This is a genomic window from Mumia flava, from assembly GCF_002797495.1.
GTDB lineage: Bacteria > Actinomycetota > Actinomycetes > Propionibacteriales > Nocardioidaceae > Mumia > Mumia flava.
On record NZ_PGEZ01000001.1, the window covers coordinates 3000134 to 3013827 of the forward strand.

Genomic DNA, 13694 nt, shown 5'->3' on the forward strand with positions numbered 1-13694 from the left:
AGGGAGAGACATGGGACTGCGGGTCGAGGCCGATCACCTCGAGATGGCGTACGGCGCCGTCCGTGCGGCCGACGACGTGTCCTTCACCGTGGAGCCCGGGGAGTTCTTCGGACTCCTCGGGCCGAACGGTGCGGGCAAGACGACGACGCTGGAGATGCTGGAGGGCTTGCGGCGTCCCCAGGGCGGGCAGGCGCGCATCGACGGCCGGGACCCGTCGAAGCGGGAGCCCGAGCTGCTGTCACGGTTCGGGGTGCAGCTGCAGTCGTCGGCGTTCTTCGACCGGCTGAGTGCACGCGAGCAGCTCGACACGTTCGGGGCGCTCTACGGCGCGGAGCCCGGCCGGACCGACGCTCTGCTGGCGGAGGTCGGGCTGGCCGAGCACGCCGGGGTCCGGGCGGAGAAGCTGTCCGGCGGGCAGCGTCAGCGCCTGTCGATCGCGTGCGCGCTCGTCCACGATCCCGATCTGGTGTTCCTGGACGAGCCCACCGCCGCGCTCGACCCGCAGGCGCGGCGCAACCTGTGGGACCTGCTGGAGCAGCTCAACGACTCCGGCCGCACGGTCGTCCTCACCACCCACTACATGGAGGAGGCCGAGGCGCTGTGCGACCGTGTCGCGATCATGGACCACGGACGGGTCCTGACCGTGGACACGCCGGCCGCCCTCGTGCGCGGTCTCGACCGGCCCGTCCGGATCGGGGTGGCGACCGACGTCCTGTCCGCTGCCGACGGAGCGTCGATCGGCGGCGTCGAGGAGGCCTCCGAGGACGGCGACGGCATCGTCCTCACGACCCGGCGCCCCGCTGACGTCCTCACCGAGCTCGCTGCCCGGGACGCGCTGGCCGGACTCTCGGTCCGGGGCGCCACCCTCGAGGACGTCTTCCTCGAGCTGACCGGGCGGGAGTACCGCGCATGAGGGCGTTCCGCAGCCTGTCGTTGGCCATGACCCGCGGGTTCCTGCGGGACCGGATGGCCTTGTTCTGGTCGCTCGCCTTCCCGCTGATGTTCCTGCTCCTGCTCGGCAGCCTGTTCGCCGACGCCGGGACGCCGAAGAGCGAGGTCGTCCAGGTGGGTGCGGTCTCGGTGATCGACGACGCACCAGCGCAGACCCGAGCCGCGCTGGACGACGCGCTCGACATCACGCGCACCGACGACCGGGACGCAGCCATCGCCGACGTCCGCGCCGGCGATGCCGACGCGGCGATCGAGATGGACGGCGATCAGGTGGTGCTGTGGTACTCCGCGGCCGACCAGGTCGGCTCGGCCGTCGTCCAGGGCACCGTCTCGGCGATCGTCCAGAGCGCCAATCTCGCCGCGTCCGGCCAGCCCCCGACGTACACCCTGGACCCGCAGCAGGTCGAGGACGAGTCGCTGGAGCCGATCCAGTTCTTCACGCCGTCGCTGCTCGGCTGGGCGATCGCGATGGGAGCGGCGTTCGGAGCCGCCGCGAACCTCGTCGTCTGGCGGCGCGACGGTCTGCTCCGCCGGCTGCGTCTCTCGCCCGTCGGGACACCGTCGGTCGTCGGCGCCCGCGTGACCACCGCGCTGCTGCTCGCCGGGATGCAGACCGTCGTGTTCCTCGTGCCCGCGGTGGCGTTCATGGGCCTGCAGCTCACCGACTCGTGGTGGCTGAGTCTGCCTCTGATCGCGGCGGCGACGCTGGCGTTCCTGTCGCTCGGGCTGTTCATCGGGTCGTTCTCCAAGACCGAGGAGGGCGCCACCGGGCTCGCGAACTTCGTCATCCTGCCGATGGCGTTCCTGTCCGGCTCGTTCTTCCCGCTCGACGGCGCGCCGGCCTGGCTCCAGGCGCTGTCACGGGTGCTGCCGCTGCGCTGGCTCAACGAGGGCATGTCGGACGTGATGGTGCGCGGCCAGGGTGTCGAGGCGATCATCGCGCCGATGCTGGGGCTGCTCGCGTTCGCTGCGGTGATGACCGCGCTGGCGACCCGGTTCTTCCGCTGGGACCCGGCGTGACGACGCGGGTGTGAGGCGACCGAGGCCGCGGCACGCTCACGACCACGGGTGCGTGAGCGTGCCGGGTCACCCGCTGTCGTCGCGGCGCGGGCGCAAGGGGTAGACCGTCGCGTCCCGGCCACCGTCCGGGTGGTCGAGGAAGCTCGGGTGCCGTGGCGGCTGCGGCGGCTGCGCGGGCGTGTCGTAGGCCACCTCGTACGCCGAGGGCACCCCGTTGCCGAAGCGACGCTGCGGGCGCGCACGGTCCCGCCGAGGGGTGTCGCCGTCGTCCGGCCGGCCTTCGGCCCGGTCCCCGTCGAGGGTCGCAGACCCGTCTCCCGGCTCCTCACCACGCTTCTGCGGCGGCTCGGCGCCATCGCGCGGCTCGGCCCCGGTCTCGGGCGCATCGGCCCGGTCGCCGTCGGCGAAGGCCGGGAGATCGACCTGGGTCTCGAGCTGGGAGCGGGCGATCCGGTACGACTTCTCCGCATCGCCCACCCGCGCGCGGCGCGGCGACGAGGCGACCCCGGTGAACTGCCCTGCCGCAGCGCGCTGGTCGGCCGACCCGGTGGGGCCGCCGGCGGACGTGTCCGGGTCGTCGTTCGACGCCCGACCGCGCGGCGCCCGGGCCGACGCGTCGTGCGGGTCAGCCGGCTCCTCCCGCGGGGTCCCGCGACGCCGACCGCCGGTGGGTGCGGGCGACGGCTGCTCCTGGGCGGGCCCCCCGAGCGCCGCCTCCGTGTCGGTCGGGACGTCGCGCAGGCGCCTCCCCGGCGCGCCGCTGGGCGTGGGCCGCTCGTCGTCGCTCGCACGCTCGCCCAGGGGCTCCGGGTCCGACGGCCCGGTGGCGGCCGCGGACGGGTCCTGCGGCGGCTCCGGCTCGGAGCCGAACACCTCGGACCGCCCGCGGGCGACCCGCCGTCGAAGCTCGGGAACCGCGGTCGCGAACCACTCCTGAGCCGGGTCGGCAGGACCGGTGCCGTTCGGTCGCGGATCGGCGGGCCGATCGTCCGTCGAGGTTGCCGGAGGCGCCGGTGGGCTCGGCGGGACCGGTGCGCTCGGAGGCTCCGGGGGGCTCGACGTGCCGGCGGACGGAGGCGCCGCAGGGTTCGCGAAGTCGATGACCACGGTCGGCTCGCGCTCGGCGGAGCTCGCCCGTCGAGCGGAGTCGGAGGGCCCTTCGCCGCCGACGACGTCGGTCCGCTGGTCGGGCTGGTCGGCGTGCTCAGCCTCGACCTGCCGAGGCTCGTCGAGCGTGTGGGTGGCCTCTTCCTCGGCCGTCGCGCGCTCGACGGACCGCCCGCCTCGCCGTTCGTCGAAGGCTGCTTCCGGTGCGTCGTCCGCAGTGGGCTCGGCCTCCGCGACGGGTGCGTCGTCCGCGGTGCTCTCGGCCTCCGCGACGGGTGCGTCCTCCGCAACGGGTTCGGCGGCGTCGTCGGGCGCCTCGTCCGCAGGCGCTCCCACGGGCGCGGCATCCACCGGGTCGGCTCCTGCGGCCTCGCGCACCGCCGCCTCCACGGCGTCAGGCTCCGGCCGGTCGGCCGGAGCCGCTGCCTCCTCAGCTGCCTCCGGCGTCTCGGCCTCCGGTGCTGCTGCCTCCGGCGTCTCGGCCTCCGGCGCTGCTGCCTCCGGCGTCTCGGCCTCCGGCGCTGCTGCCTCCGGCGTCTCGGCCTCCGGCGCCGCTGCCTCCGGCGTCGATGCACCCGGCGTCTCAGCGTCCTGCGTCTCAGCGTCCTGCGTCTCAGCGTCCTGCGTCTCGGCTTCCGACACCTCGGCACCGGCGTCTGCCGGCCGGTCGTCGAAGGGCTCGCCGGACTCCGTGCTGCGGGGGGCCTCGTGCTCGGCGACGTCCCCGCCCAAAGACGCGTCGTCGCCCTCCGGATCCTCGCCGGGCGACGCGTCGTCGGCGTCGTCGCGCAGACCCATCGCGCGCGCCAGGGCGTCCTCCGAGAACGCGTCGGCCTCGCGCTGCGCCTGCGCGGCGACGCGCTCCGCCTCCTCGGCCATCCGCGACGCGGCCTCGGCCGTACGCGTGGTCAGGGCCTCCACGAGCTGGTCCTCGTCGGGGCGCAGGAGCTCGAGCCGCTCGTCGACCTGCGCACGCAGGGCGGGGTCTGCCGGGTGCGTGAACCAGGCGTCGAGGTAGGACGGCACGCTCGCCGTCCCGCTGTGACGCTCCTCCTCGCGGTGGAGCTTCAGCTCGAACGTCGTCAGCTCGGTGGTCGGGTCGAGGACGTTGGGCGTCTCGGTGTCGAGCACGCGCCCGTCGCCGGGCTCGACGGTCCCCAGCTGGCGTGCCCGACGGTCCTCCAGCACCGCGAGCTGCTCCTTCGCGCTCGCGAGAGCACGGCTCAGCTCCGTGACGAACGTGCCGAGCACCCGGATCCGCTCGCGGGTCTGCTCGAGCTCCCGCTCGGTGGCCACCTGGCGGGTCAGGGCGATCCGGGCGAGCTCGTCGAACGCGTCCGCCCCCGCCGGGTTGCCCTCGATCCGCAGCTCGGCGGCTCGGTAGGCCGCCGTGGCCGCCTGGGCTCCCCAGTCGTCGACGCTCTCCTCGTCCTCGTCCCGGTCGTGCTCGGCAAGCCGGAGCGAGGCACGCGCGTGCGCCAGCTCCTCCTCGGCCTCGCTCAGCGTGCTCGAGAAAGCTCGCCCGAGGGCGAGGAAGAGGGCCTCCGGATCGGCAGCGCTGTCGACGAGCGTGTCGACGTCGGCCTGCGCCAGTGCTGCGACGCGGCCGAGGACGGACTGCTTCTCAGCCATCAGGCGATCGTCCTTCGGTGGGAGGTCGGTTGGTCCCTGACTATCTCGTATCAGACCGCACGACCGGTGCCCGGGTCCAGCCCTGCGCCTCCGTGGTGCCGATCCTCACGCCGTCGCGGCGCGGACCCGGGCGGCCTCGCGCTGGGCGGTGTCGTTGCGCACACCGGCACGCGAGCCGGCGAGCTTCGCGCTGATGTGCTCGGCCACCGTGATCGGCTCGTACCGGCTGCCCTCGCCCACGCACGAAGGGAGGGTCGAGATCAGGGCGTCGATGTTGCCGTCGTGGAAGTAGGCCGCGGATCGGCGACGCTGGATCGTCCCCTCGACGATCGGAGGCTTCACGCGGTGCAGCGTCGACATCCAGCGTTCGTTCGTCCACCGCGCCATCAGGTCACCGAGGTTGACCAGGAGGGCGCCGTCGGCGGGGCTGACGTCGTGCCACGCGCCGTCGTGGCCGAGCACCTGGAGCCCCGCGACCTGGTCGGCCCACAGCACGGTGCAGATCCCGTAGTCGGTGTGCTCGCCCATGCCGGTCAGGTCGCCGTCGAGCGTGATGTCGCCCGGCGGGAGCGCGTAGTTGTTCATCCGCAGGACGTCGAGCGAGTGGTCGGTGTAGGGGGCGAAGTAGCCGGGCTCGAGGTCGAGCGCGTCGGCGAAGATCCGCGTCAGCGTGCGGGCGACGCGGCCGGCCTCGGCGAAGTAGGCCTGCACGGGCGCCGGGAAGTCCGGCGTCTCGCTCGGCCACAGGTTCTCGGCGTAGTCGTCGGCCGGCAGGTCGAGGTCCGGGTACGCGTCCGCGGTCACGCCGACGTTGAACGCCTCGAAGAAGTCGTTCATCCGGTTCGCGGACTCCACCCCGAGGCTCAAGGACAGCGACTCGGTCTTGGGTGGGGCGTACCCACGGTTGATCCGCGGGGGAGTGCGGTACTCCTTCTTCGTCTCCAGCGGGAGACCGAAGAAGGAGTCGAGCGCGTCGGCGAACGCGGCGATCGTCTCGGCCGGCACCCCGTGGCCCACCACCTGGATGAAGCCGACCTCGCTGCACGCCCGGTCGATCGCCTCGGCGACCCCCGCGCGCTGCTCGCCGGTGCCCTCGGTGACGTACGGGGTGATGTCGACGATGGGGACGTGGAACTCGGTCACGGTGCGGTCCTTCCGGTCGTGGCGGCGTGGAGCGGTGCGGGAGCGCCCGGCGGACGGTCGAGCGCCGTCGGGTCGAGGACGGTCGGGTCGAGCGCGGCGATCGCCTCGGTCACGCGGCCGCGCAGCGTCGTACGGTCGGTCTCGTCGAGCCAGGTCGCCGCGACGGCGTCGAGGCTGATCCGGGCGAGGTCGGTGGTGGTGAGCCCGAGTGCGGTGGAGATCACCGCGTGGTCGCGGGTCGGGTCCGTCCCGAACATCGGCGGGTCGTCGGAGTCGATCGTGATCCGCAGTCCGGCGGCGTGCATCGCGGCGATCCGCTCGTGCCGGCCGTCGCCGGAGCCGGAGTAGCGTCCGATGTCGGAGCTGACCGGCGTGCAGGTGAACGTGACGCCCTCGTCGAGGCAGCGCTGCACGATCCGGGGGTCGGTGACGACGTGGTAGCCGTGGTCGATCCGGCTGCACCCGAGGTCGTCGAGGATCACCTCGATGTGGCGCGGGGGGCCGCTCTCGGAGTGCGCGGTGCGTTCCAGACCCGCGCGCCCCGCGTGCACGAACGCGTCGGCGAACAGCCCGGGCGGACCGTTCACCTCGGCGTAGTCGAGCCCGACCCCGACGACCTCGTCGATGCGATGCTCGACCACCGCATCGACCAGCGCCTCGGCCTCGGACGCGGAGCGCTCCCGGTGCAGCGCGACGACGATCCGGCTGTCGATGCCCGCGTCGGCGCGGGCGTCGGCCATCGCGGCACGCATCCCGTCGAGCAGCACCGCGTACGGGACGCCGACCGGGTGCGGGGACACGAAGATCTCACGGTAGAGGACACCGTGCTCCGACCCGTACGTCGTGAGCGACTCGTAGGTGATCCGGTGCACGTCCTCGACGTCGCGCACGAGCGACCCGACCACGTCGTACGTCGCGAGGAACGCGCCGAGGTCCTCGTACGCCTCGATCTCGTACAGGTCGGCTGCGCTCCGGCCGTACGGCAGGGTCTCGCCGTGCTTGCGGGCCAGGTCCGCGACCGTGGCCGCGTGGACCGAGCCGAGCAGGTGGCAGTGCAGGCTGACCTTCGGCCAGGCCCGCACCACGTCGTACGGGATCGTCGGTGCGGAGGTCATCGGGCTCCCGGGATGTGTGCGAGGATGGGGCGCCGGCCCCACCGTGATTGCTCTCATCAATCACTATGCAGCGGCGACGTCTCGTCCGGGTGTGCGCCGCGTGTCCAGGAGGTAACGCCGGTGTCAGCAGGGATCGAGGCGGAGCAGGAGACCACGCTCGCACGCCGCGTCGGGGCGGCGATCCGCGCGGCTCGTGAGAAGTCAGGCTTCTCGATGCGCGAGCTCGCTGGGCGTGCCGGCATCAGCCAGCCGTTCCTGAGCCAGGTCGAGCGAGGGCTGTCGATGCCGTCGATGGTGACGACGTACCGGCTGGCGCAGGCCCTCGGTGCCTCCCCGGGAGACCTCCTGCCCGTCGAGGACGCCGAGCAGGTGCAGGTCGTACGCGCGGGGCAGGGACGGCTGGTCCCGGTCGCCGACCGCCCTGACGCCGCCCTCGGCCGGGTCGCGATGGTGCACCCGACGACCGGTCTCGAGGTCACCGAGTACCGGATCGCGCCCGGCGAGCACATCGCGGAGTGGTTCGAGTCGCCCGGGACGTTGACGATCTTCCTCGTCGACGGTGCGCTGGAGGTCGAGGTCGACCGCGCCGGCACGTACCGGCTCGGGCCCGGCGACCTGCTCACCCACCCGGCGACCCTGCGGCACCGCTGGCAGCTCGTCGACGACCGTCCGGCTCACGTCCTCCTCCTGATGGACCACCCGCGGCTGTGACAGGCTGACCCCACCACCGGTGCCCGGACGGAGGCTGCGTTGGACGTCGTGGCGATCGCCGCCGTCGGGTTGGCGTGCGCGGTGCTGACCCGGCGCCGCCTCCCCGCGCGCCGGCATCTCAGCGTCGCGGCGACCACGATCCTGTCGCTGATCGGTGCGCTCGTGGCCGGGGCCGTCGCGCTGGCCCTGCTCGACGATCCCGTGCAGGTGCCGGTCGCGCTCGTCGCCTCCGCGGGCGCGGCGCTCGGGCTCGTCCAGGTCGGCGCCTGGACCAACCGGACGGCGCGTGAGCGCGCCCGCGCCTTCGGGTGGATCGACGGCGAAGGGCCGACGATGCCGGAGCGCGTGGAGACGTTCGCCGAACGGCACCCCTGGTGGGTCGGGCCGTACCAGCTCCCGTTGCTGCTGGTCCGGGTCTGGCGCCGGACCGTCGACGTCCGGATCACCGGGCTGGCCGCCGAGATGACGTACTACGCGCTGATCTCGCTCGTGCCCCTCGTCACCGCGCTCGGGGCCGCCCTGGGCTACCTGGAGCGCGTCGTGGGTGCTGACGCGGTCGCCACGATCGAGGAGCAGGCGATCGACGCGGTCACGAACGTGTTCGCCGAGCAGGTCACGACCGACGTCATGGCCCCGATGATCGAGGACCTGCTGCACGAGGAGCGCGCCGGCGTCGCCATCGGCAGCGTCGCGGTCGCGATCTGGCTGGCGAGCCGGATGTTCCGGGCGGCGATCCGTGCGCTCGACGACACCTACGAGGTCGAGGAGCGCCGCGGGCTGCCGGAGCAGTGGCTGCTCGGTGTCGCCCTCGCGATCGGTGCGGTGATCACGATCGCGGTCGTGCTCGCGATGGTCGTCGTCGGACCGCTGCTCGGGGGCGGGAAGCCGATCGCCGACTCGTTCGGTCTCGGCACCACCTTCGAGATCCTGTGGGAGCTGCTGCGCTGGCCGTTGGTGGGGGCGGTGTCGGTGTCGTTCCTCGTGATCCTCTACCGGTACGGACCGAACGTCCGCAACACCTGGCAGGGCTGCGTCCCGGGTGCGATCGTCGGCACGGTCGGGGTCGTGCTCGTCGCGTTCGGGTTCCAGCTGTACCTCGGCTGGGCGGGCCCGGGTGGTCCGGCGCGGCCGGACATCCAGGAAGGCAGCCTCGCGGTGCTGGTCGCAGGCCAGGTCGTCGGCGCGATCCTGGCGGGCGTGATCTGGCTCTGGCTGAGCGCGACGGCCACGCTCGTCGGCGGCGTGGTCAACGCCGAGCTGGGCCGGATGCGGCGCGAGGCGGAACGGAGCCGTCGCCGGCGCTGACGTGCGCGGCCGCCGAGCCGTGCGGAGGGCTGCGCGCAGCCGGCTCGTGGGTCTCGACATCGACGTGGGTCTCGACATCGCCGTTGCCCGGGCGACGGGAATGTCGAGGGTCACGTGATCCTGCCAGGAGCCGTGGACGTGCGTCTCGACACTTGCGTTGCTGGGGCCACCGCAGTGTCGAGATGCCGCTCGGCAGCACGGAGATGTCGGGATTCGCGTCGCCGAACCTGCGCGCTGGTCTCCGTGGCACCAGGTCCCGTGGACAGCTACGCCGCCGGAGCGGTCGTCCCCAGGTGTGCCAGCACCGCGTCGGCCGTACGGCGCCCCGAGACGAGCGCGCCCTGGATCGACGGCGTGTCCCGGTGGTCGCCGCACACGAACACCCCGTCGCCGAGCGCGACCCGGCGCCGCAGCGGCTGCCCGGGCGGGTGCGCGGGGAGGGCGTGCTCGATCACGTCGGCGCGCAGCAGCTCCCAGTCGCGGGCGTCCGTGGCGTACAGGACCCCGGCGTGCCGCCGCGCAGCCTCCGCACCGCGGCGGTGGGCACCGACCTCGGTGGCGGCGATCAGGGCCCGGCCGGGTGGCGCGTAGCTCGTCGCGGCCTCCGTCATCACGACGGTGTTGGCGAGGGGGCCGCGGCGCTCGGCATCGACGTGCAGCACCGCGCCCGTCCCTGGCGACTCGTCGGCGGCGAACCACCAGGTCGTCAGAGCGCGCATCGGCGCCCCGGGCAGGCCGAGCCGGCCGGCGGCGTGCCCGTCGACCGCGCTGACGACCGCGCGGGCCTGTACTTTCCCGTCGTCCGTCTGAGCGCATCCGGGTGCGAGGTCGGTGACGGTGACGCCGAGGTGGACGGTGCCGGGACGCAGACGTGCGGCGAGCTGGTCCGGGATCGCCTGCATGCCGTCGGCCGGGACGGCGGGCCGCCCACGGACGAAGGCGCGTACGAGCATCCCGACGACCCGCTGGGAGGTGGTGAGGTCCGCGTCAGCGAGCACACCGGACAGGAACGGCTGGAGCGCGGAGGTGATCAGGTCGTCGCCGATCCCGCGGGCCCTCAGCTCGTCGAGCGCCGGACGGTCCTGCCGGGCGCGGAGGAGCCCGCCGGGAGCCAGCCCGAGCGCGGCCGCCCAGGCTGCCAGCGCTGCCTTGTCACGCCACGATCCGACCGGCGCGCGCACGTCGTCGACGATCGTGGACGGCATCCGCACCGGGTCACCCAGCGCGTACGACGCGAGTCCCGTCGAGACCACGACGCCCGCATCGAAGGGGCGGAGGTCCAGGGCGTCCAGGTCCAGGGTGCGCCGGGCCTCCGGATAGGCGGGGTTGAGGAGCTGGAAGCCGCGGTCGAGGCGGAACCCGTCGACGAGGTCGGTCCGGATCCGGCCGCCGACCCCGTCCGAGCGTTCCAGGACCACCACGTCGAGGCCGGCGTCCTGCAGCCGCGCGGCGGCGGTGAGTCCGGCCAGGCCGGCCCCCGCCACGACCACGTCGGCACGCCTCGGGATCCCCACCGGCACCACCGTAGTCGCGACCGGCGGCCACGGCTGGCGGGCGATCCGGCGCTCGCGAAAGCCGACCTTCCTCGCGAATCGGGTCAGGCCGGACGCGCTCGTCCACAGGGCGTGACAACGGGGTTCCGCCTGACCCTCCGGATGCGCAACGATGCCGTGCGTTCGCCCCCGACCGAGAGGTCCCGATGTCGTCGTCGCAGGTGCTCGCCGAGCAGGTCCGTGCGCACGTGCGTGCGGAGGGGATCGACCCGGTACGCGAGGCCGAGCGGGTGCGGGTGATCGCACAACGGGTGGCGGCCGAGCACGACGAGTCGTCGCTGACGGGTGCGGTCGCCCCGCTGGCCGATCCCGAGGCGATGGTCGGCGAGGTGGTGGCGCGGGTCTCCGGGCTGGGTCCGCTCCAGCCCTTCCTCGACGATCCCGAGGTCGAGGAGATCTGGATCAACGATCCGTCGCGGGTGTTCGTGGCGCGCGGTGGGCGGCACGAGCTGACGTCGGTGATCCTGACGACCGAGGACGTGCGCGAGCTGGTCGAGCGCATGCTCGCCTCGACCGGCCGCCGCCTCGACCTGAGCCAGCCGTTCGTGGATGCCACCCTTCCCGGCGGCCACCGGCTCCACGTGGTGCTGGAGGGGATCAGCCGCGGTTTCGCGGCCGTCAACATCCGCAAGTTCGTGCCGCGGCTGCGCAGGCTGGCCGACCTCGTCGCGCACGGGGCGCTCACGCCGCAGGCCGCTGCGTTCCTGCGTGCCGCGGTGCAGTCCGGCCACAACGTCGTCGTCTCCGGCGGCACGCAGTGCGGCAAGACGACGCTGCTCAACGCCCTCGCCGGGGAGATCGGCGGCGGCGAGCGGGTCGTCAGCGCGGAGGAGGTCTTCGAGCTGCGAATATCTGGCATAATACACACATGCGGGCGTTTGTGTACCTTCGACAATCGCTCGACCGCTCTGGCGATGGCGCCGCGGTCGAGCGGCAGCGCATCGACTGCGAGAAGCTCTGCGCCGAACGCGGCTGGGAAGTCACGCGGACGTTCGTCGACAACGACACCTCCGCATCGTCGAAGAAGCCGCGGCCGCAGTACAGCGCGCTGCTCGAGGCCCTGGAGGCCGGCGGGGCCGAGGTCGTGGTCGCCTGGCACGTCGACCGCCTCACGCGCCGTCTGAGCGAGCTCGAGGAGCTGATCGACCTGGCGCAGCGCACCGGTGTGCGCATTGCCACGGTGACGGGGGATATCGACCTGTCGACCGACGCCGGTCGGCTCGTGGGCCGGATCCTGGCGTCAGTCGCGCGTGGTGAGGTCGAGCGCAAGGGCGCGAGGCAGCGGCGCGCACAGCAGCAGGCCGCGGCCGAGGGGCGACCGGCCGGAGGCCGACGCGCGTTCGGCTACAGCAACGACGGGATGCAGATCGTCGAGGATGAGGCGGTTCTCGTGCGCGAGGGGTTCGCGCGGATCCTCGAGGGCGGAACGCTCAAGGGCATCGCGAAGGACTGGAACAACCGTGGCGCGACGACGCCTCTCGGGAAGCCGTGGGAGCACAGCAACGTGCGCTACGTGCTCAAGAACCCCCGCTACGCCGCGCGGCGGACGTACAGGGGCGAGACGGTCGGGCCCGCGGTCTGGCCGGCGATCGTCGACGGGGACGTGTTTGACGCCGTGCACGCCGTGCTCTCTGCTCCCGAGCGCCGCACAACCGACGTGCCGCGGGTGCGGCGGTACCTGCTCCCGAACCTGGCTCGCTGCTACTGCGGCGCGCGGGTGCTGACCGGCCGCACACAGCACGGGACGCGCACGTACCGGTGCGAGCGGCAGAAGGGCCACATGTCCCGAGCTGCTCAGCCAATCGACGAGCTCGTGGAGGCAGTCGTCGTCGAGCGACTCTCGAGGCCCGACGCGGGCGAGCTGCTGTCGGACCCCGTGCGGGCGGACCTCGGGACGTACCGCGAGCGTGTCTCTGCGATCCGTGATCGCCTCGACGACCTCGCGACCGCTCTCGCTGACGGCCTGCTGACGCTGGACGCCGTCCGGCGAGCAAGCGCGGGGCTGCACGCCGAGCTCGAGAAGGCCGAGGAGCAGATCGCCACCCTGAGCAATGCCGACGTCCTCGGTCGGTTCGTCGGCGCGGCCGACGTCCGCGGGACCTGGGATGCGGCAGAGCTGGCGACGAAGCGAGCCGTGATCGACGCGCTGATGACGGTGATCCTGCTCAAGCCGCCAATGGGTCGAGCGCCGTTCGACCCGGAGACGGTGCGAATCGAGTGGAAGGGCGGCGAGGCATGACCGAGGGGCGCACGCTGGTACGCATCCGTCACAAGCGTTGCGGGCGAGTGCTTGCGGAGATCACCGAAGCCACGTCGGCTCAAGGGTCGACGTTCGCGGTCCTGATGTGCGAGAAGTGTGAACGTCCGTCGCCGGCACGGGTCGCCGCAGTGGCAGCCCGAAAGGGCGCCGACGGGCTGCCGATCACACGCGAGATCCCGTGGGCCGAGCTGCGACCGTTCATCGCTGATGCGAAGCGAACGGGCAAGACTGTCGACGTGGTAACCTAATCTCAATGTTGTAGTTTGTCCCCGGCGGGACCGCCGGAAGTTGATGTTTGATGCACGCGGGGCACGTGCGAACCGTGGAGGTTCGCCGTGCCCACTTCTATGCGTGGCAGCACACTCGCTCAGACCCGCTCCCGCGTCGCGGTTGCTACTCGTCTCGGGACGCCGGAGGACGTCACCGAGGCCCGTCGCAATCACGCGGCCGCGAAGCTCGAGGACTACATCCGCCGCACGGTCGACGCCGCGCCGCCGCTGACCGAGGCGCAACGTGACCGGCTCGCCGCCCTGCTCCGTCCGACGGCGAGCGGAGGTGATGCCGATGCTGCGTAGCCAACGAGGAGCCCGCCCACAGCTCTCGGGTGCCGGGGCGGGCCGTGAACTCGACAGCGGCGAAACCTCAAGTTCGCTTCACAGTCTACCCCTGACCGACGCCGAGGCGATGCTGTCCGAGCCGTACCACGTGATTGTGCTGCGCCTCCAGCAGAGGAACGGCGTCTGGATGACCAAGACGTACCGCTCGTTGCCAGCCGCTGAGAAGGCCCTGCTGCGCGCCCGAGAGCGCGAGGCGGCGGTCTCGCTCTCGATCGCCCGGCTCGTCCACGTCGGAATCGTCGCGGTGGGTGGTGGTGACCGATGAACGCCCGTCGGAGCT

Annotated in this window: 11 protein-coding genes and 1 pseudogene; 8 read left to right on the forward strand and 4 right to left on the reverse strand. The window is 72.8% G+C overall.

Annotation, left to right across the window (positions count from 1 at the left end):
* The first annotated feature begins 10 nt into the window (after positions 1-10).
* Both CLV56_RS13925 and CLV56_RS13930 read left to right on the forward strand, forming a co-directional pair.
* Positions 11-913 carry an ABC transporter ATP-binding protein gene (locus CLV56_RS13925; protein WP_100414979.1) on the forward strand — a complete coding sequence of 301 codons (903 nt, stop codon included), beginning with the start codon at positions 11-13 and terminating at the stop codon, positions 911-913.
* Complete coding sequence (locus CLV56_RS13930) at positions 910-1971, forward strand: ABC transporter permease (RefSeq protein ID WP_039367692.1); 1062 nt, start codon at positions 910-912, stop codon at positions 1969-1971. The genes CLV56_RS13925 and CLV56_RS13930 overlap by 4 nt, the downstream gene beginning before the upstream one ends.
* Positions 1972-2037: 66 nt before the next feature.
* Here CLV56_RS13930 and CLV56_RS13935 read toward each other — a convergent pair whose 3' ends face one another.
* From CLV56_RS13935 to CLV56_RS13945, 3 genes are all read right to left on the reverse strand, one after another.
* Positions 2038-4710: a hypothetical protein gene (locus CLV56_RS13935; protein WP_100414980.1), complete on the reverse strand. Its 2673-nt coding sequence runs from the start codon at positions 4708-4710 to the stop codon at positions 2038-2040.
* 105 nt (positions 4711-4815) lie between these two features.
* Positions 4816-5853 carry an isopenicillin N synthase family dioxygenase gene (locus CLV56_RS13940; RefSeq protein ID WP_039367689.1) on the reverse strand — a complete coding sequence of 346 codons (1038 nt, stop codon included), beginning with the start codon at positions 5851-5853 and terminating at the stop codon, positions 4816-4818.
* Positions 5850-6968 carry an adenosine deaminase family protein gene (locus tag CLV56_RS13945; RefSeq protein WP_100414981.1) on the reverse strand — a complete coding sequence of 373 codons (1119 nt, stop codon included), beginning with the start codon at positions 6966-6968 and terminating at the stop codon, positions 5850-5852. Before CLV56_RS13945 ends, CLV56_RS13940 begins: the two co-directional genes overlap by 4 nt.
* A 120-nt stretch (positions 6969-7088) precedes the next feature.
* Here CLV56_RS13945 and CLV56_RS13950 point away from each other — a divergent pair, with 120 nt between their 5' ends.
* Positions 7089-7679: a helix-turn-helix domain-containing protein gene (locus CLV56_RS13950; protein WP_211288070.1), complete on the forward strand. Its 591-nt coding sequence runs from the start codon at positions 7089-7091 to the stop codon at positions 7677-7679.
* Positions 7680-7727: 48 nt separating this feature from the next.
* On the forward strand, positions 7728-8984 hold the full coding sequence (locus CLV56_RS13955; protein WP_245857915.1) for a YihY/virulence factor BrkB family protein: 1257 nt from the start codon (positions 7728-7730) through the stop codon (positions 8982-8984).
* A 266-nt stretch (positions 8985-9250) separates the two neighbouring features.
* Here CLV56_RS13955 and CLV56_RS13960 read toward each other — a convergent pair whose 3' ends face one another.
* Complete coding sequence (locus CLV56_RS13960) at positions 9251-10498, reverse strand: NAD(P)/FAD-dependent oxidoreductase (RefSeq protein WP_211288071.1); 1248 nt, start codon at positions 10496-10498, stop codon at positions 9251-9253.
* Between the two features lie 356 nt (positions 10499-10854).
* Between CLV56_RS13960 and CLV56_RS13965 the strand changes: the two are divergent.
* The 4 genes and pseudogenes from CLV56_RS13965 to CLV56_RS20645 all read left to right on the forward strand — a co-directional run.
* Positions 10855-11388: pseudogene (locus tag CLV56_RS13965) on the forward strand (ATPase, T2SS/T4P/T4SS family); the annotation flags it as partial.
* Positions 11389-11405: 17 nt separating this feature from the next.
* Positions 11406-12776, forward strand: a complete 1371-nt coding sequence (locus CLV56_RS13970; RefSeq protein ID WP_039367684.1) for a recombinase family protein — start codon at positions 11406-11408, stop codon at positions 12774-12776.
* A gap of 356 nt (positions 12777-13132) precedes the next feature.
* A complete protein-coding gene (locus CLV56_RS13975; RefSeq protein WP_211288072.1) occupies positions 13133-13372 on the forward strand; it encodes a hypothetical protein in 240 nt (79 codons plus the stop codon).
* Positions 13356-13679, forward strand: a complete 324-nt coding sequence (locus CLV56_RS20645) for a hypothetical protein (protein ID WP_170224797.1) — start codon at positions 13356-13358, stop codon at positions 13677-13679. Before CLV56_RS13975 ends, CLV56_RS20645 begins: the two co-directional genes overlap by 17 nt.
* Positions 13680-13694: the final 15 nt, after the last annotated feature.

Coding starts and splice junctions, on each gene's coding strand:
- CLV56_RS13935 (WP_100414980.1), bottom strand. CDS start 4,710: ATGGCTGAGAAGCAGTCCGTCCTCGGCCGCGTCGCAGCACTGGCGCAG.
- CLV56_RS13930 (WP_039367692.1), top strand. CDS start 910: ATGAGGGCGTTCCGCAGCCTGTCGTTGGCCATGACCCGCGGGTTCCTG.
- CLV56_RS13925 (WP_100414979.1), top strand. CDS start 11: ATGGGACTGCGGGTCGAGGCCGATCACCTCGAGATGGCGTACGGCGCC.
- CLV56_RS13945 (WP_100414981.1), bottom strand. CDS start 6,968: ATGACCTCCGCACCGACGATCCCGTACGACGTGGTGCGGGCCTGGCCG.
- CLV56_RS13970 (WP_039367684.1), top strand. CDS start 11,406: ATGCGGGCGTTTGTGTACCTTCGACAATCGCTCGACCGCTCTGGCGAT.
- CLV56_RS20645 (WP_170224797.1), top strand. CDS start 13,356: ATGCCGATGCTGCGTAGCCAACGAGGAGCCCGCCCACAGCTCTCGGGT.